Origin of the sequence: Pseudomonas sp. LAM2023 (assembly GCF_016620375.1) — a bacterium.
Lineage (GTDB): Bacteria > Pseudomonadota > Gammaproteobacteria > Pseudomonadales > Pseudomonadaceae > Aquipseudomonas > Aquipseudomonas anuradhapurensis.
The window spans coordinates 240,950-259,143 of the sequence record NZ_JAENHV010000036.1; the positions used below are offsets into that span (position 1 = coordinate 240,950).

Consider the following 18,194-nt stretch of genomic DNA (forward strand, 5'->3'; position numbering starts at 1 on the left):
AACTTGCCATATTCCAGCCAGCGCCCCGTGGCGATGGCCTTTGACCAGAGGAACGACCGTGCATAACGTCGTGATCAGCGGCACCGGCCTGTACACCCCGGCCCAGAGCATCTCCAACGAAGAACTGGTAGCCTCCTTCAACACCTGGGCGCAGCAGTTCAACCAGGACAACGCCACGGCCATCGAGCGCGGCGAGATCGAAGCCGCGCCATTGTCCGACGCCGCCTTCATCGAAAAGGCTTCGGGCATCAAGAGCCGCTTCGTCATGGACAAGGCCGGCATCCTCGACCCGCAGCGCATGAAGCCACGCCTGCCAGAGCGCTCCAACGACGAGCCGTCGGTACTTTGCGAAATGGCCGTGGCCGCTGCCCGCCAGGCGCTGGAACGTGCCGGCCGCAGCGCGGCCGACGTCGACGGAGTGATCGTCGCCTGCTCCAACCTGCAGCGGCCATACCCGGCGATCGCCATCGAAGTGCAACAGGCACTGGGCATCCAGGGTTTTGCCTTCGACATGAACGTGGCCTGCTCATCGGCCACCTTCGGCATCCAGACCGCTGCCAACAGCGTGGCCCTGGGCCAGGCCCGTGCGGTGCTGATGGTCAACCCGGAGGTGTGCACCGGGCACCTGAACTTCCGTGACCGCGACAGCCACTTCATTTTTGGCGATGCCGCTACCGCGGTACTGCTCGAGCGTGCCGACAAGGCGACCTCGGCGCACCAGTTCGAGATAGTCAGCAGCAAGCTGTGGACCGAGTTCTCCAACAACATCCGCAACAACTTCGGCTTCCTCAACCGCGCGGCGGAAGAAGGCGAAGGTGCAGCGGACAAACTGTTCATCCAGGAAGGCCGCAAGGTGTTCCGCGAAGTGTGCCCCAAGGTGGCCGAGCTGATCGGTGAGCACCTGCAGGAAAACGGGCTGCAGCCGAGCGATGTGAAGCGTTTCTGGCTGCACCAGGCCAACCTCAGCATGAACCAGCTGATCGTCAAGAAACTGCTGGGGCGTGAAGTGGCCGAGGAAGATGCACCGGTGATTCTCGACCGTTATGCCAACACCAGCTCGGCGGGCTCGGTGATTGCCTTCCACCTGTACCAGGACGACCTGGCCAAGGGCTCGCTGGGGGTGTTGAGTTCGTTCGGCGCGGGGTATTCGATTGGCAGCGTGATCCTGCGCAAGCGCTGATTCACCGGGCGCCCGTTCTGGCCTTTTCGCGGGTGAACCCGCTCCCACAGGTTCGGCACAGCTTTTGAGCACTGCACGGTACCTGTGGGAGCGGGTTTACCCGCGAAGAGGCCGGCGCATGTCTGGCAGGCAAAAAAAAGCGGGAAACGCCGGATGGGGTCGGCATTTCCCGCTTCAGGTGAAGCGCAAGTGGTGGTGCTTAGAACTTGGCTTCCAGGTCGACCTGCAGGGTATCGACATCGGCATCGCTGTTGGGCAACTGCGACAGGTCGGTCTTGGCCATCAGGTAGGCAGCGCCCAGCGAGAAGTTCTTGTCGATTTCATAGCCGACCTTGAACTTGTGCCCGCGCGAACCGGTAAAGCCGTTGCCAAAGTCCGAGTCGGTGAACAGGCTGACCACGGCGTTACGCTGTACGTCGCGGTAGTTGTAGTCCAGGCTCCAGGCACCAACCTTGGTTTTCAGGCCGGCCAGCCAGGCCTGGTCTTCGCCATCGGTGCTCTCGGTGTTCTTCACATACTGGCCGTAAGCCGACAGCGGGATGGCAAAGCCGGTGAAGTCCAGCTGGCCAAAGCCTTCCACCAGGTTGAACTCGTTGGTGGTGTTGCCGAACGACTGCAGGATGGTGGCTTCCTTGTCGTTGTCGTAGCCATAGATACTGGCACCTACGGTCAGCTTGAGCGCGTCTGCCGGGGCGAACTTGGCGCCCAGCTGGCCGTGATAGACCTGTGCGTCATGCTTGTACTGCACACCGTCGCCATCGACGTTGTCCTTGAGCGTGTACTGGCCGGCGCTGGCGAACACTTCGGCGCCGCCCAGGTCGGTCTTGTAGGTAGCGGCCACGCCTTCCGGGTTGATGTCGCTGTCCCAGATGATGTCGCCCATGCTCACCCACGGCTGGGCCATCTTGCCGCCAATCAGGTGCAGGTTGGGGACGGCGGTCGGGTGCCAGTCGAGGTAGGCCTGGTCGACCCACAGCGACTTCTTGTCGAAGTAGTTGTCGAAGCTCTGGTTGGTCGAGCGGCGGTCGGCGCTGCTGCCGGTGGCGATACGGATGCCCGCGTCCACCTGCGGGTTGATTTCACTGTAGAAGCCGACACGCGCACGCACGCGCTGGCGGTCCTGGTTGCCGCTGCTGCTGTTCGGGTCGTCGACGTTGACGTCTTCGTAACGCAGGCGCAAGTCACCCTTGACCTGGGTCTTGGCGGCCCATGCCACTTTCTGTTCAAAGGAGCTCATCCGGTCGGACTGAGCTTTCTGAGCGGCCTTTTCCTTGGTTTCCTGAGCCAGGTCTGCCTGCAGTTCGTTGTACTGCGCCTGGTTGATCGAGCCATTGGCGCGGAGCATTTCGAGCAGCTTGGCGTCGACAGCTGCACTGGCCGGAGTACTCAGAGCCAGCATCATGCCGGTGAGGCTCACTCCGGTAAGTGTAGAAACAAGACGCATAAGGTTCTCCCTGTTGAATAAGATGGGGGAGGCTCAGGCGCCCACCCCTGTATTGGCATGTCTTCGGAAAGGGCCTGAATAGACAGGTTCTGGGGTTCCGGAAAACAGGCGCAAGTATTGCGGGGGCGAATGACAGATTAATGTCGAATTAGTGGCACTGCGGTTAAGTAATTGAGAATAAAAGGATCGCCACGGCCTTGGTGAATTGAGTGGCGGGCCGTCCTTGGGGATACTGGGTACCTTGAAACAGCGAGTCGAAACCGTGACCAGCCTGTACAGCCTTGCTCATCTGCGTGACCTGCCGGCGGCTACCTGGGATGCCTTGGTGCCGCCCGGCCAACCGTTCCTGCGCCATGCGTTCCTCAGTGCCATGGAGGACAGCGGCAGCGTCGCGCGCAACACCGGCTGGGCCGCCGAGCACCTGGTGCTGGAGCGTGACGGGCAGGTGCGGGCGCTGCTGCCGGCGTACCGCAAGTGGCATTCGTTTGGCGAGTATGTGTTCGACCATGGTTGGGCCGATGCCTGTGAGCGGGCCGGCATTGCCTACTACCCCAAGCTGCTCGGTGCCGTGCCGTTCAGCCCGGTCAGCGGCCCGCGCCTGCTGGCCGCCGACCCTGCCGACGCCTTGCTGGTGCTGCAGGCGTTGCCGGAGTACCTGGGCAAGGGCGGGTTGTCCGGGGCACACATCAACTTCACCGACCCGCAGCTGGATGCGCAGATGGCCGGGGTGCCGGGCTGGATGGAGCGGCTGGGTTGCCAGTTCCACTGGCGCAATCATGGCTACCGTGACTTCCAGGACTTCCTCGACAGCCTCAGCTCACGCAAGCGCAAGCAGATGCGCAAGGAGCGTGAGCAGGTAGCCGGGCAGGGCATCGATTTTCGCTGGTACCACGGCGCGGAGCTGGACCAGGCGCAGTGGGACTTCGTCTACCGCTGCTACGCCAACACCTACGCGGTGCGCCGGCGAGCGCCTTACCTGACGCGCGAGTTCTTCAGCTTGCTGGCCGAGCGCATGCCCGAGGCACTGCGCGTGGTGATGGCGCGGCAAGCTGGGCGGGACGTGGCGATGGCCTTGAGCCTGGTGGGCGGCGACAGCCTGTTCGGGCGTTACTGGGGCTGCCTGGACGAGTTCGACCGGCTGCATTTCGAGACCTGTTTCTACCAGGGCATGGACTTTGCCATTGCCGAGGGCCTGCAGCGCTTCGATGCCGGGGCACAGGGCGAACACAAGCTGATACGCGGGTTCGAGCCGGTGCTGACGCGGTCGTGGCACTACCTGCTGCACCCGGGGCTGCGCCGAGCGGTGGAAGATTTCCTGGCGCAGGAGCGGGAAGGGGTGCGGGCCTATGCCGAGGAGGCCCGGGGGATGCTGCCCTATCGCCGGGACTGATCCTGGCGCAAGGCTGGCGCAAATGCTGTAGGAGCGGCCTTGTGTCGCGATCGGGCCACAACGCGCCCTGTAGGAGCGGCCTTGTGTCGCGAAAGGGCTGCGCAGCAGCCCCAGTTTTCAGCTTCGCAACAGAATTGCCGGGGCCGCTTTGCGGCCCGATCGCGACACAAGGCCGCTCCTACAGGGCGCGTTGTGGCCCAGATCAGTCGACCCCGACAAAGCCCCCGGTCTGGTGATGCCACAAGCGGGCATACAGCCCTTGCTGCTCGAGCAGTTCACTGTGGCTGCCACTCTCGACGATCCGCCCCTTGTCCAGCACCACCAGCCGGTCCATCCGCGCGATGGTCGACAGCCGGTGGGCAATGGCGATCACCGTCTTGCCCTGCATCAGCGTCTCCAGGCTTTCCTGGATGGCGGCCTCGACTTCCGAGTCCAGTGCCGAGGTCGCTTCGTCCATGATCAGGATCGGTGCATTCTTCAACAGCACCCGGGCAATGGCGATGCGCTGGCGCTGCCCGCCCGACAGCTTGACCCCGCGCTCGCCCACGTGGGCATCGAAGCCGGTGCGGCCCAGTGCATCCGACAGCTGCGGAATGAACTCGTCAGCCCGCGCCCGGCGCACCGCTTCGAGCAGCTCGGCCTCGCTGGCACCCGGGCGGCCGTACAGCAGGTTGTCGCGAATCGAGCGGTGCAGCAGCGAGGTGTCCTGGGTGATCATGCCAATCTGCGCGCGCAGGCTGGCCTGGCTGACCTGGGCGATGTCCTGGCCGTCGATGAGGATGCGCCCGCCCTGCACGTCGTACAGCCGCAGCAGCAGGTTGACCAGGGTCGACTTGCCGGCCCCGGACGGGCCGATCAGGCCGATCTTCTCGCCTGGGCGAATGTCCAGGTTCAGCCCTTCGATCACGTTGGCCGCCTGGCCATAGTGGAAATCCACGTCATCGAAGCGTACCGCGCCGCGGCTGACCTTCAGCGCCGGCGCGTTGGGCGGGTCAGTGACGGTGACCGGCTGGGCGATGGTCTGCAGGCCGTCCTGGACCATGCCGATGTTCTCGAAGATGCCGTTGACCACCCACATGATCCAGCCCGACATGTTGACGATGCGGATCACCAGGCCGGTGGCCAGGGCGATGGCGCCGACCGTGATCAGCGACTGGCTCCACAACCACAGGGCCAGGCCTGTGGTGGTGACCACCAGCAGGCCGTTGAGGGTGGTGATGACCACGTCCATGCTGGTGACCACGCGCGCCGCCAGCTGGGTTTTCTCGGTCTGTTCGCTGATCGCTTCACGGGCGTATTGCTGCTCGTAGTCGGTGTGGGCGAACAGCTTGAGGGTGGCGATGTTGGTGTAGCCATCGACGATACGGCCCATCAGCTTGGAGCGCGCGTCGGAGGAAATCACCGAGCGTTCCTTCACCCTGGGCACGAAGTAGAACAGCGCGGCGATATAGCCGACGATCCACAGCAGCAGGGGCAGCATCAGGCGCCAGTCGGCCTCGGCGAACAGCACCAGCGAGGTGATGGCGTAGATCAGCACATGCCACAGTGCATCCACCGCCTGCACGGCGGAGTCACGCAGCGAGTTGCCGGTCTGCATGATGCGCTGGGCGATACGCCCGGCGAAGTCGCTCTGGAAGAAGTTCAGGCTCTGCTTGAGCACGTAGGTGTGGTTCTGCCAGCGGATCAGGCTGGTCATGCCGGGGGTGATGGTCTGGTGCACCAGCAGGTCGTGCAGGCCGAAGAACAACGGCCGCAGCAGCAGGATGACCACCAGCATCCAGATCAGCTCGCCACTGTGCTCACTGAAGAAGTTGGCGTTGGGCGTGCCCTGGGCCAGGTCGATGATGCGGCTGAGGTAGCTGAACATCGCCACCTCGATCAGCGAGGCGAACAGGCCGACCACCAGCAGGGCCAGGAAGCTCGGCCAGACCTGGCGCAGGTAATACAGGTAGAACGGCCATACCCGGCTGGGGGGCGCTTCGCTCGGCGCGTCGCGGAAAATGTCGATCAGTTGCTCGAAACGGCGGTACAGCATGGGTGACGACACTCCTGTTCCATCCGACCCCAGGCGGTTTCACGTCCCTGTGAAGCCTGTGGTCAGTCGATGCGTTTGGCCGACTTGATGTACACCGGGTCGGCCGGTACATCGCGCATGCCTTTCTTGATGGTGGTCGGCGAGTTGACGATCTGGTCGACCACTTCCATGCCCTTGGTCACCTTGCCGAACACGGCATAACCGGCGTCACGGCCCGGGTTGAGGAAGTCGTTGTCGGCTACGTTGATGAAGAACTGGCTGGTGGCCGAATTCGGGTCCGAGGTGCGCGCCATCGACAAGGTGCCGCGGGTGTTCTGCAGGCCGTTGCTGGCTTCGTTCCTGATCGGGTCCTTGGTGGGTTTCTGCACCATCTGCTCGGTGAACCCGCCGCCCTGGACCATGAAGCCGGGGATCACGCGGTGGAAGATGGTGTTGTTGTAGAAGCCGCTGTCGACATAGCTGAGGAAGTTCTTGGTACTGATCGGCGCCTTCTCGGCATTCAGCTCGATTTCCACCTGACCGAAGCTGGTGTCCAGCACAACGTGCGGGGTCTTGTCGGAGGCCATGACGCTGGTGGCAAAGGCGACCGAGCAGGCGGTGAGCAGAAGTTTTTTCAGCATGGGCTCAAAGATCCTTGAGAGGTGGAAGCGGCTGCAAGGAATTGCAGCAGGGTCTGGTTGAAGACCTCGGGTTGGTCGAGGGGCGTAGCGTGCCGGGAATCCTCGATGACCACCAGCCTGGCGTGGGGCATCAAGGCGACATAGCGTTGTTTCAGTTTTATCGGCGTGTAATCGTGGTCGGCGGCGATTACCAGGGTAGGACAGTGAATCTGCCCGATGCGTTCCTGCACGCCCCAGTCGACGATGGCGTCGAAGCTCTTGAGGTAGGCGCGTTTGTCGTTGCGTGCCCAGCGCTGGGCCATTTCCTGGCGCAGGCCGGCCTGCTCGGGCTTGGGGAACAGCCGTTCGGCCAGGCCCTTGCCGACGGTTTCGACACTGAGCAGGCGCGCCAGGCCCCAGCGCTTCAACCACCAGGCCCAGTCACTGCGGGTGCGGCGCTTGACCTCGGGGGCGCTGTTGACGATGCACAGGCTGCGCAGCCATTGCGGATGGTCCACGGCGAACTGGAAGCCGACCATGCCGCCCATGGACAGGCCGACGAAGTGCACCGGGCCGGTATCCAGGTGTTCGAGCAGGGCCAGCAGGTCGGCACTGAAGGTGGCGATCTGGTAGCCGTCGCGGGGCTTGTCGGAGCGACCATGGCCGCGAATGTCCATCAGGATGACCTGGTAGTGGCGGCTGAGCGCCGGCACCTGCATCTCCCAGTCCTGGCAGCTGGAGCCCAGGCCATGCAACAGCACCAGCGGTTGGCCCTGGCCATAGACTTCGTAATGCAGTGCGCATCCTTCGTGTTCGAAATAGGCCATGGGCGCGGTCCTCTCAGGCTTGTGCGGGGGCTGCGAAGGGCACGTCCAGTGGCGCGGTGTCGAAATTGCGCAGCAGGTCGATGAGAATCTGCGTCGCCGGGCCCAGGGTCTTCTCTTTGCTGGAATAAAGGTAGAACAGTGGGTGGCGGCTGCCACCCTGGTCCAATGGCAACGGCTTGAGCACGCCTTCGCGCAGCTCGCGCTCGATCATGTGCCGGGGCAGCCAGGCAAAGCCCAGGCCGCTGCTGACGAAGGTCGCGGCGGTACCCAGGCTGCCGACCGTCCAGCGCTGCTCGGCACCGAGCCAGCCGACGTCGCGCGGCTGGGCGCGGCCGGAGTCGCGGATCACCACCTGCAACTGGCTTTCCAGGTCCTGGAAGGTGAGTTCGCGGCCCAGGCGGTGCAGGCTGTGTTCCGGGTGGGCGACGGCGACGAACTCTACTGCGCTCAGTTCGGCACCCAGGTAGCCGCCGATGCTGTAGCTGCTGATGGCCAGGTCGGCGATGCCTTCGTGCATCACTTCCTCCACCCCAGACAGTACTTCTTCACGCAGGCGCACCCGGCAGCCACGGCTCTGCGGCATGAACGCGGCCAGGGCGCGCACAAGGCGGGCGCTGGGGTAGGCGGCATCGACCACCAGGCGCACCTCGGCCTCCCAGCCCTGTTCCATGTGGTGGGCGAGGTCTTCGAGCTGGCTGGCCTGCTTGACCAGGTGGCGCGAGCGGCGCAGCAGCACATTGCCGGCCTCGGTGAGCACGGCCTTGCGGCCATCGATACGCAGCAGCGGCACGCCCAGTTGCTCCTGCATGCGCGCCACGGTGTAGCTGACCGACGACTGTGAGCGGTGCAGTGCCTCGGCGGCCTGGGCAAACCCGCCGTGATCGACCACTGCCTGCAGGGTTCGCCACTGGTCAAGGGTTACGCGCGGCGCTTTCATGTTTCGCTCCTGTTGTCCTAAGCTGCGCTCTTTCAAGGAGAGCGGCCCATGAAGAAATGTTGTGCGGCAATACTGATGTGCCTGCCCCTCGGGGCCATGGCGTATCCCATCGATGTGGAGAAGGAACTGACCGGGGTCAAGCTCGACTACACCGCCTACGACACGGCTTACGACATTGGCGCCATCACCCTGAACAACTATGGGCAGGTGCCGGCTGCATGCAAGGTCACCTTCCGCAACGGCCCCGAGGCGCCGCGGGTACGGCGGGTGAATGTGCCGGCCGGTAAAAGCGTCGATGTCACCGCCAAGTTCAACCGGCAAATCATCAAACTGCGGATCGCCCTGAGCTGTAGCGCGGAATAAACTGATAAATCGATTGATTGCACCCACTTTTTACGCTTTTTTATCGATAGGTCAAGCCTTAATCTCACCTCCATCGAATCGCAACCCTTTTTGCCGATGGAGGCACCCCATGTCCCGCGTACTGATCATCGAAAGCAGCGCCCGCCAGCAGGATTCCGTTTCCCGCCAGCTGACCCGTGATTTCATCCAGCAGTGGCAGGCCGCCCACCCGGCCGACCAGATCAGCGTGCGTGACCTGGCGGTGAACCCGGTGCCGCACCTGGACGCCAACCTGCTGGGTGGCTGGATGAAGCCCGAAGAGCAGCGCAGCGCCGCCGAGCTGGAGGCCCTGGCCCGCTCCAACGAGCTGACCGATGAACTGCTCGCTGCCGACGTGCTGGTGATGGCTGCGCCGATGTACAACTTCACCATCCCCAGCACGCTCAAGGCCTGGCTGGACCACGTGCTGCGTGCCGGCATCACCTTCAAGTACACCCCCACCGGCCCACAGGGCTTGCTGACTGGCAAGCGTGCCATTGTCCTGACAGCCCGTGGCGGCATCCACGCCGGCGCCAGCAGCGACCACCAGGAACCGTACCTGCGCCAGGTGATGGCCTTCATCGGCATTCACGATGTCGACTTCATCCACGCAGAAGGCCTGAACATGAGCGGCGAGTTCCACGAGAAAGGCGTGAACCAGGCCAAGGCCAGGCTGGCAGCGGTGGCCTGAGGCGCAACGAATTCCCAACCCTGACACCTGGTTTTGCTCCTTTGGGTGTACCTGCCCGGCCATTGGCCGGGCTTTTTTATGTCTGTGTACATGCGCTCTGCTGTGGTTCTGTGTAGGAGCGGCCTTGCGTCGCGAAAGGGCTGCGAAGCTGCCCCGGCGATTTGTGCTGCTGTGCTGAGATCCTGGGGCTGCTTCGCACCCCTTTCGCGACACAAGGCCGCTCCTACAAAGACCGCGTGCGCTGCCGTCCTTACATTCCTCATGGTTGAACTCATCCCCCGCAACCCGCTAAGGTCGCGCCCTTGATCCCCGAGAGGCACCCATGGGCTACCTGATTATCGTCGCGCTGATCCAGGCGTTTTCCTTCAGCCTTATCGGCGAGTACCTGGCCGGGCACGTCGACAGCTACTTCGCCGTGCTCGCGCGCGTGGTGCTGGCTGGCCTGGTGTTCCTGCCACTGACCCGCTGGCGCCAGGTCGAACCGCGCTTCATGCGCTCGATGCTGCTGATCGGCGCGCTGCAGTACGGCATCACCTACGTCTGCCTGTACCTCAGCTTCCGCGTGCTTACCGTCCCGGAGGTGTTGCTGTTCACCATCCTCACGCCATTGCACGTGACCCTGATCGAAGATGCCATGAACCGCCGCTTCAACCCGTGGGCCCTGGTGGCAGCGCTGGTGGCGGTGGCCGGTGCTGCGGTGATCCGCTTCGACACCATCAGCGGCGAGTTCTTCATCGGCTTCCTGCTGCTGCAACTGGCCAACTTCACCTACGCCGCCGGCCAGGTGCTGTATCGCCACCTGGTCGCACGCCACCCCAGCGACCTGCCGCACTACAAGCGCTTTGGCTACTTCTACCTGGGCGCGCTGATCGTGGTGTTGCCAGCCTTCTTGCTGTTCGGCAACGCCCAGCACCTGCCGAGCACCAACGTGCAATGGCTGGTGTTGCTGTTCCTCGGCCTGTGCCCGACAGCGCTGGGGCTGTACTGGTGGAACAAGGGCGCCTGCCTGGTTTCCGGCGCGACGCTGGCGGTGATGAACAACCTGCATGTGCCGGTAGGCTTGCTGCTGAACCTGCTGATCTGGAACCAGCACGAGCCATTGGGCCGGCTGTTGCTCGGCGGGGCGGTGATCCTGGCGTCGGTGTGGATGAGCCGCCTGGGTAGCCTGCCGTTATCGGGCAAGGCATGGCGCAGCTAGCTATGACGCGTTCGTTACTGAACGCGAAAGCCGTCGGTGGCTACCCGATAATCAAAAAAATAAAAGCGGGAGACCGGCGTGAAGTTAGAAACGCGAAGTATCGAATTTGTCCCACACGCTGAGCGTTATGGTACGCCTAAACGATTGTTCACCATCTGGTTCAGCTCCAACTTCCAGATAACCGCCCTGATGGTCGGCACCTTGGGCGTCGCCTCGGGGCTGAGCCTGGGCTGGACCTTGCTCGGCCTGTTGGTCGGCAACCTGATCGGCACCGTGTTCATGGCCGCGCACTCTGCCCAGGGCCCACACCTGGGCGTGCCACAGATGATCCAGAGCCGGGCCCAGTTCGGCGTCCACGGTGCGGCGCTTCCGCTGTTGGTGATGGTCACCGCCGCAGTCCTGTTCCTCGCCGCCAGCGGCGTGCTGATGCGCAATGCCCTGCAGGCGCTGGTGCCGATGAGTGATGACCAGGCCATCGTGGTGGTCGGGGTACTGACCTTTGTCATCGGCTTTGTCGGCTACGAACTCATCCACCGCCTGGGGGCGTGGATGAGCCTGTTGTCCACGCTGGTGTTTGCCGGCGCCCTGGTGCTGATCCTGCTGCACCCTGGCGACATGGCAACCACGACGGCGGTGAGTACCGGCTTTTCGTTCACCGCGTTCAACCTGATCGTGGCCCAGTCGGCCTCGTGGACGCTGGGCTATGGCCCCTATGTGGCCGACTATTCGCGCTACCTCCCGGCCAACGTCAACCCGCGCGCGACGTTCTGGGCCACCTACTGCGGTTGTGCGCTGGGCTCCTTCGCCATGATGGCACTGGGCGCGCTGGTGGCCGTGGAACTGCCCTCGGCCCTGGGCCATGACCCGGCCACAGCCATCGCCGCCTTGTTTGGCCCGTGGGCGCCGTTGGCGCTGGCAGTGATTGCGCTGGGGGTGATCCAGTACAACGTCCTGTGCCTGTACAGCGCCTACATGTCGTCGGTCACGATCTTTGGCGCGTTCAAGACCATCCGCCGCGTGACTGCGACGGCCAAGGCCCTGGTAATGGCTGGCCTGACCGCAGCGGCAACGGTGATTGCCGTCGCCACCCAGTACAATTTCGATACGTTCTTTGCCGACATCCTGATCGGCCAGCTGTACCTGCTGATCCCATGGAGCGCGATCAACCTGGTGGATTACTACTGGGTGTGCCGTGGCCACTATGATGTGGGGGCGCTGTATGACGCCAAGGGGCGTTACGGCTGCTTCAATCGTCGGAGCCTGGCGGTGTATGCGGTGTCGATCATCGGTACCATCCCGTTCATGAAGCTGTCGTTCTATACGGGCTTTGTTGCTGAGTGGCTGGGGGCGGATATCAGTTGGGCGATGGGGCTGATTCTGGCTGGCGCGTTGTACTGCATGGTTCACAGCCGTGAAAGCAAGTCACTTTTGGCAAACAAGGAATGCGGTTCCCTGACGCGGCCTTGAAAAGGGAAGGGGCTGCAAAGCAGCCCCGGTATTCTCAAACCTCGTTCATTTCCTCAAGCCGGTGCGGCGCCGGCTCTGGCGTCGCACGCCCCGCCAGCCCGGCCCGTCTGAAACAACTCCCTTTTTGTGAGAGTTTAAATAAGTAAAATGTGTACATCAGGAAATGGCACCAATAAAAACGGAGCAGCATATTGATTTCACACTGCTGTTCTCGGTATCTGATTGTGGGTGCTGGCATGCGCGAGGGATGGATCCACGATCACGGATACTCGGTAATAGGCAGCCTTGAGTTTCATTCGGGCCACTTCCCTGTATCAGGGCCGCATGTTCCGGAGCGTTGAACGTTCCCTCGTGATGTCAGATTCTCTTCACCTAGGACCTGGGCCACCCCCAGGCCTGCGAGTTTCATGATTGGGAGGGTTATTGTCATCTGAGGAGTAGTCTTGAGAAGGCTGTTGTTGAGAACCTGGCGCCGCCTTTCAGTAGTAGATCACGATGAAGAGAACGATCCTAGGCATGGCAGAGGCCGGCGAGCCTTCAGAAACGTCGCTTCTCTTAGCATCCGCTGATAGCTTGGATCCTCTCTTCCTCCGAGAAACTGCTTAGCGCAGGGGGAGCCCATATGAACGTTATGCTTACTATCTCAAGGCAACATTAGAGAAATCGTCTCCTTGAGATTGTCGAACTCTTCAGGAAAATTCTTATAAACAACGCCACACACCAGTATGAGACATCTTTCCGGGTCTAAATTGACTTGCTCACCCACCTCAGCAAACTCATCATGCTTGCCCGCCTGCAGAGCATACTCGACGATTGTTGAGGCGCGTTCAGAATCAACCCCTAACGCCACACCGACCTCCTGAGGAACCTCGCCGCACTTTTGCAAAAGCCAAGCCTCAGGCCATGTGTCACCTGGCAAATAACTCGTCCGCTCTAATAACCAGTTCGTAATTTCATCGTCCTTCCGCTCCGCCATGCTTTTAGCGTGTTCAATGTTTTTGGCTTGGAGCTTTCTCTGGTCAGCGTCATATACGGCCAATATATTCGCATGCTCATCTCTCAAAAAGGTGGCCGCCAACTGCCGTGCGACTGCTGCAGCGGAACCAATACGCGTAACGTTGATTCTGCTTCGAGTATTGCCATCCAGTATTGTTTCAATCATTACCTTGGCAACCGGATCTTCAACGAAGACTTCTAGTTCTTTTTCGCCAATCGCTCCCATTTTTGAGAACGCAAACTCTGCCGATACGCCAGGAGTGACTTTTGTTTTACCTCCGTTAGATTCTATAAAGAATCTAGCGTCGTCGGGAAGGCACTGAAAAATCTGTTTTGAGTGCGTTGTGCATACAACTTGTGTGCCTGTAGCCATGCAGACCTCTTTGAGCCGCTCTATAAATAGCCTTTGAGCTCGTGCATGAAGGCCAAGTTCAATCTCGTCAAGAACTAATAATGCACCCTCCCCACAAGCGTAGATAGTGGAAAAAATCTCGAACAGGGCATTTTCTCCCGCCCCCATGTTAAATCCAGAATAGACGACGTCACCGACCTTTACAATTGGAAGTCCATACTTCCTGTATTCTAACTGCCTATAATCATCATAGCGTTTGCCAAGGACGTAACCAACGGCGTCTTTAACCTTGTCCTCCCAACCATGAACTCTCAGGTCTTTAAAAGCTCGAGAGTAGGATCTTGACTGACTTCTCTCAGCATGGGGCACAATCCGCTCAATACCCAGAAAAACGACTGTTCTTTTGATTCTTATATCATAGTCATTCCACTTCCCGCCGGCCTTTTTCTTTCGTACTTGCGAAGCAATTCCTACAGGTGCACTTTTCCAGTTGTCATGAGCGAAACTGTACCAAATCTCGACTCCAGGGGGGGCAATCTCTTCAGAATGCTGCACAAAAAAATCAGAGAATGTGTAATAGCTTCTGGTTCGTTTTGGGAGCTTATAGCCATCAGCCTTATTATGATAGGCGCAGGCGGCAAGCGCTAACATGGTCGATTTCCCGGATCCATTAACGCCGGCAAATGCCGTTATGGGATAATCGAGGTTCACCTTGAATGATGTCAATCCGCGAATCCCACCTTTTGAGACTTGAATACTTCTGAGTAATGCCTTGGTGTTGTCTTTGCAAAACCACTTCCGCAGTTTCTTATCTAGATTGCTTTCCCTGTACTTCATCGGCCCTCCCAATTTTTACTTAGCACCGGCTGACAGCCTATGTGGCGTTTTGCTATACCTACCACAAATTCCACAGACTATCGAGCCGGCGACAACGACTCTGTAAGGCTTAGAGCGCACGGAGCGGGATACTCTCAGCCCCTTCCACCATCGTCTAAAGGCTTCTGTAAATCCATCTAGACTCCAGCCATTTCCAGCAGACGAGAGCAATTTATGAGATACCCCAAGGAGACTGAGCGCTTTGCCATGGCGGCCCTTGGGCCTGTCCCGTGACATCGGACGCCAAGAGAACGATTCAAGTATCGCCTCTTGGCGTCCGATGTCACGGGACAGGCCCAGAGATTAGCTAGCAGCTTCGGGGCTGCTGAAAAGGCTCTCCTGGAAATTGACAATAACAGGTTCGACCATCACGATATTCGGCATACCCCAACGATCCAGGAAGGAAAATTTTTGATGAACCGACGGACATTCTCTGAGCTGCAGATCCCTTCCACAGTGTCCGTTGCGACCACGTCTGACATATGCGGAGCTCGTTTTGAGTCTGAGCAACTCTACCGGCTGTGCCTTCCTAGCGATGCGTCCCCTAGCACGCTGATGCGCCTACGAGGAGGTGAACTGGACAACATGCTGACCACTGCGCTGAGGGGGCCTAAAGGGTTTGTGGGGTCCGCAGGTTTGAAGCCAGTTTCTGTGAGCTCAATCAGTCCTTTAATCACCCTTCGGCATCTGCAAGCAGTTTCCGCATGCATAGATAGGTTGACAGACGACTTGGGTCGCTTGCAGAGGGAAAGGTGGGATGACTACCATTCAGATGTAGAAAGCGCGATCTCGACCCTGGCTGATATCGCGCCGAGAGTGGGTGATGCAGCTTTAAATGAGTCTTACCGGACAACCCTTTTGGTTGATGTTAGAGCGACCAAGAGGCAGCTTCTGGGGTGCTTTGAGAAAGAGTTAAAAGAATTCGAACGACATGTCGGGCAGCGGTGCGATGAAGTAAGAAAGGCGACGAGGGATGGTCAGTATTCTGATGGCTGGATAAACAATATATCCTGCCTTGGTAGGTCTAAGATATTTTCAATACTAGGCTTTTTGGCTATTTGTGAACTCTTTGAGGTTATACTTTTCGGTGATTTTTCTGAAAGCTTGATGCAGGCGAGCTATAAGACTTTGACCGCTCAGCGGAACAAGATGTTCACGATGGCCAATAAGTTCTATGAGGCTGTAATTCACCATCTTGAACAATGGGATAACCAAAATAGCTGGCAGGATGCTGGCCGAGCATGGCACCTCGCCAGGATCGAGGAACATTCCAAAAAGCTTGATAAGGCATGGAGTGAGTTTGTTTCGCTGGAAAAGCCACCGGCGTTGTTGGAGGCATTTTTAAATGGTGACGCAACAAAAGTTGAGGCTTTCTGGTTCTCTGTGCGAGATGATAGGATTAGCATATTAACGGATGATCAGCTTTTGAGTGCTGACGCGATGTTGCTGGCCAGTGATAGCTGAGTTAGTCCCACGGGGGCGCTGAAAGTCGCCCCTTTGAACTCCATGAGCTCATAAAACTGAGCAAAAAACTGTACGGTACCCTGAATCGCCCCTGGTTTTCTAGACACTCTCCAAGATCAGAAAATGGCGTTTCTCATACTCTACTGGCGACAGCTGCATAGCACTGCCGTGTCGGCGTTTAGGGTTATAAAACATCTCGATGTAATCGAAAATATCACTTCGGGCTTCGTCACGCGTTGCGTAGATTTTTCGTCGGATTCGCTCCCGCTTCAAAAGCTGGAAAAAGCTCTCGGCTACGGCATTGTCATTGCAGTTTCCCCGTCGGCTCATGCTGCTGATCACATTATTGGCCTTCAGGAAGCTTCGCCAATCCGAACTGCTAAATTGACTGCCTTGGTCTGAATGAATCATCACTTGCTGTTGTGGCTTGCGGCGCCATAGGGCCATAAGCAATGCGTCAATAGCGAGGTCGCTGCACATCCTGGGCTTCATTGACCAACCAATCACTTGGCGGGAAAACAGATCCAGCACTACCACGAGGTAGAGCCATCCTTCATAGGTGCGAATGTATGTGATGTCTGTCACCCAGACCTTGTTCGGCTCACTGACATTGAACTGCCGCGCAAGGTGGTTCGGCGAGGCTACAGTTGGCTTTCCGCCATAAAATCCTGGGCGCCGCCGATAGCCCGTTTGCGAACGCAGCCCCTCTGCCGGCATCAAGCGCCCCACCCGATTTCGCCCACAGCTTTCTCCCAGCTCACGCAGGTCATCGTGAATTTTGCGATAGCCGTACACACCCACTCTCCAGCCAAGCATGCTTGATCAAGCCAAGTAGCCGTTGGTCTTCTTGGGCACGGGCAGACTGAGGCTCGGTCAGCCAGGCGTAGTAGCCGCTGGGATGCACCTTGAGGGTTTGGCAAAGGCGCCGTACCGGGTAATCCGTCGAGTGCTTTTTGATGAAAGGCGTACTTCAGCCGCACTCCTTGGCAAAGTACGCGGCGGCCTTCTTTAAGATGTCTCGCTCTTCCGTCACGCGTTTGAGTTCAACGCGTAGCTTACGCAGCTCGGCCTACTGTTCATCTTCTTGCTTACGCTGTTCTTGCGGCTTGCTGTAGAGCTTGATCCAGACGTAAAGGCTGTGCACGGACATGCCCAGGCGCTGGGCGACATCGGCGACAGGCTTGCCTTTCTCGGTTACTTGCTTGGCCGCTTCGATCTTGAACTCTTCGGGGTAACGCTGACGACTCATGGCACCTCCTATTTGGGCCTCGTTATGAGGCTTGGAGGTGTCTACGAAACCAAGGGTGATTCAAAGGGGCAGCAACGGGGTTTCTCAGGGTTTGTGCAGAGTCTAACACCGCCGATCAGTGCTTATGGTTGGTGCGCGTTACATGCTGTTACGGCTATCGTTAAAGAAATCAGATTTCTACTCTTTCTTGTAGGGCATTTCCCAAAGATACTGCCACCCATTGTGATGTCCCCAGTTGGCCTCTAGTCTCGGCTAGTCGTTGCAATCCAACGACCGGCTTTGACAGGCCGACTCAAATTACAATCCTCAGCTTTGCCTTCAATGGCAGCTGTGCGTGGGGCGCCTTCGGGTGCGCCGGGTTTCTCAATTTGACCGGTCTGTCAACCCGTGCACAGCTGCCACCCTTTGTTTGACAGCAAATGGCGGTAGTCCCAATCACAAATTGAGGGTTACACCATGCTGAAGATAGTCCCCGACCCACCCTGCAACCTCCATTCCCTGGAAGACACGCTGCTGATGGCCGCCGATTACGCCCTATGCGCCGAAGCCGTTGCTCAGCAAGCCGTATTGATGCAACCGAAATCATCCGTCTCGGTGTTGATCATGACGTCGATGCACGAGCTGGAAGCCCTCCGCAGGTTGCTCGAATCAGCGCTGGCTCAAGTCCAAAGGCCAGCAGACCCGCAGACGTTGCATTAATCACATCACGATTCGCCTGGGGCTGCGCCTGGTGGGAGTCCGGCTTGCAGGCGGCAGGGCCAGCCCAGGCATCTGCAATTTCAGGGAGATGAACCAATGGTAATCGAAGAACCCCCAGTCACCGTGGGCAAAACCACCTTCTACCAAGGTGAAAACCAGACCCATCCTCTGTTTCGCATCGAGCCTGGCATCCCTTGTCAGAATGCCCGCGAACAGGCCTCAGAACTGATGGGTTATGCCCGCGATTTGTCCATCGACGGATTAATGGAAGACAAACCCCAGCTACTCTGGGCCTCGCACTACCTCTGCGCCTTGGCCAAGGCCCTGCTCGATGATGCCGAACTTGGCATGATGAAAAGCGCTGATAACCGCAGTCCAGCCGCGCCACTCTGAGCGACCTTGAGAAGGG

General features: G+C 59.4%; 15 protein-coding genes and 1 pseudogene. 9 read left to right on the forward strand and 7 right to left on the reverse strand.

Going from position 1 to position 18,194, the window contains the following annotated elements:
* Positions 1 to 58: 58 nt before the first annotated feature.
* Positions 59 to 1,180, forward strand: a complete 1,122-nt coding sequence (locus tag JKP78_RS20845) for a beta-ketoacyl-ACP synthase III (protein WP_200627472.1) — start codon at positions 59 to 61, stop codon at positions 1,178 to 1,180.
* 199 nt (positions 1,181 to 1,379) lie between these two features.
* On the opposite strand, the gene JKP78_RS20850 is transcribed toward JKP78_RS20845, so the two are convergent.
* Positions 1,380 to 2,624 carry a putative porin gene (locus JKP78_RS20850; protein WP_170031327.1) on the reverse strand — a complete coding sequence of 415 codons (1,245 nt, stop codon included), beginning with the start codon at positions 2,622 to 2,624 and terminating at the stop codon, positions 1,380 to 1,382.
* A 262-nt stretch (positions 2,625 to 2,886) separates the two neighbouring features.
* Here JKP78_RS20850 and JKP78_RS20855 point away from each other — a divergent pair, with 262 nt between their 5' ends.
* Positions 2,887 to 4,014 carry a GNAT family N-acetyltransferase gene (locus JKP78_RS20855; protein WP_200627932.1) on the forward strand — a complete coding sequence of 376 codons (1,128 nt, stop codon included), beginning with the start codon at positions 2,887 to 2,889 and terminating at the stop codon, positions 4,012 to 4,014.
* 202 nt (positions 4,015 to 4,216) lie between these two features.
* Here JKP78_RS20855 and JKP78_RS20860 read toward each other — a convergent pair whose 3' ends face one another.
* The 4 genes from JKP78_RS20860 to JKP78_RS20875 all read right to left on the reverse strand — a co-directional run bounded on the left by JKP78_RS20860 (position 4,217) and on the right by JKP78_RS20875 (position 8,412).
* The gene (locus JKP78_RS20860) at positions 4,217 to 6,049 is read right to left on the reverse strand and encodes an ABC transporter ATP-binding protein (protein WP_200627474.1); all 1,833 of its coding nucleotides are present in this window, start codon (positions 6,047 to 6,049) and stop codon (positions 4,217 to 4,219) included.
* A 62-nt stretch (positions 6,050 to 6,111) separates the two neighbouring features.
* Positions 6,112 to 6,669 (reverse strand): peptidylprolyl isomerase, encoded by a 558-nt coding sequence (locus tag JKP78_RS20865; protein ID WP_170031323.1) that lies wholly within the window; start codon positions 6,667 to 6,669, stop codon positions 6,112 to 6,114.
* Positions 6,663 to 7,475: an alpha/beta fold hydrolase gene (locus tag JKP78_RS20870; RefSeq protein WP_200627476.1), complete on the reverse strand. Its 813-nt coding sequence runs from the start codon at positions 7,473 to 7,475 to the stop codon at positions 6,663 to 6,665. Before JKP78_RS20870 ends, JKP78_RS20865 begins: the two co-directional genes overlap by 7 nt.
* Before the next feature lie 13 nt (positions 7,476 to 7,488).
* Positions 7,489 to 8,412, reverse strand: coding sequence for a LysR family transcriptional regulator (locus tag JKP78_RS20875; RefSeq protein WP_170031319.1), 924 nt, complete (start codon positions 8,410 to 8,412; stop codon positions 7,489 to 7,491).
* 48 nt (positions 8,413 to 8,460) lie between these two features.
* Between JKP78_RS20875 and JKP78_RS20880 the strand changes: the two genes are divergently transcribed.
* The 4 genes from JKP78_RS20880 to JKP78_RS20895 all read left to right on the forward strand — a co-directional run bounded on the left by JKP78_RS20880 (position 8,461) and on the right by JKP78_RS20895 (position 12,149).
* Positions 8,461 to 8,775, forward strand: coding sequence for a hypothetical protein (locus JKP78_RS20880; RefSeq protein WP_025753884.1), 315 nt, complete (start codon positions 8,461 to 8,463; stop codon positions 8,773 to 8,775).
* A 109-nt stretch (positions 8,776 to 8,884) separates the two neighbouring features.
* Positions 8,885 to 9,484: an FMN-dependent NADH-azoreductase gene (locus JKP78_RS20885; RefSeq protein WP_170031317.1), complete on the forward strand. Its 600-nt coding sequence runs from the start codon at positions 8,885 to 8,887 to the stop codon at positions 9,482 to 9,484.
* 322 nt (positions 9,485 to 9,806) lie between these two features.
* Entirely contained in the window at positions 9,807 to 10,682 is an 876-nt protein-coding gene (locus tag JKP78_RS20890) for a carboxylate/amino acid/amine transporter (protein ID WP_200627479.1), read from the forward strand.
* A 78-nt stretch (positions 10,683 to 10,760) separates the two neighbouring features.
* The gene (locus JKP78_RS20895; protein WP_200627481.1) at positions 10,761 to 12,149 is read left to right on the forward strand and encodes a purine-cytosine permease family protein; all 1,389 of its coding nucleotides are present in this window, start codon (positions 10,761 to 10,763) and stop codon (positions 12,147 to 12,149) included.
* A 643-nt stretch (positions 12,150 to 12,792) separates the two neighbouring features.
* Here JKP78_RS20895 and JKP78_RS20900 read toward each other — a convergent pair.
* Positions 12,793 to 14,334, reverse strand: coding sequence for an AAA family ATPase (locus JKP78_RS20900; RefSeq protein WP_200627483.1), 1,542 nt, complete (start codon positions 14,332 to 14,334; stop codon positions 12,793 to 12,795).
* A gap of 624 nt (positions 14,335 to 14,958) precedes the next feature.
* Here JKP78_RS20900 and JKP78_RS20905 point away from each other — a divergent pair.
* Positions 14,959 to 15,837: a hypothetical protein gene (locus JKP78_RS20905; protein WP_200627486.1), complete on the forward strand. Its 879-nt coding sequence runs from the start codon at positions 14,959 to 14,961 to the stop codon at positions 15,835 to 15,837.
* A gap of 99 nt (positions 15,838 to 15,936) precedes the next feature.
* Here the strand turns inward: JKP78_RS20905 and JKP78_RS20910 are convergent.
* A pseudogene (locus tag JKP78_RS20910) lies at positions 15,937 to 17,086 on the reverse strand (IS3 family transposase).
* Positions 17,087 to 17,542: 456 nt separating this feature from the next.
* On the opposite strand from JKP78_RS20910, the gene JKP78_RS20915 reads away from it, so the two are divergent.
* Positions 17,543 to 17,785 (forward strand): hypothetical protein, encoded by a 243-nt coding sequence (locus JKP78_RS20915; protein WP_200627488.1) that lies wholly within the window; start codon positions 17,543 to 17,545, stop codon positions 17,783 to 17,785.
* Positions 17,786 to 17,881: 96 nt separating this feature from the next.
* Positions 17,882 to 18,178: a DUF3077 domain-containing protein gene (locus JKP78_RS20920; protein WP_200627490.1), complete on the forward strand. Its 297-nt coding sequence runs from the start codon at positions 17,882 to 17,884 to the stop codon at positions 18,176 to 18,178.
* The last annotated feature ends 16 nt before the right edge of the window (positions 18,179 to 18,194 follow it).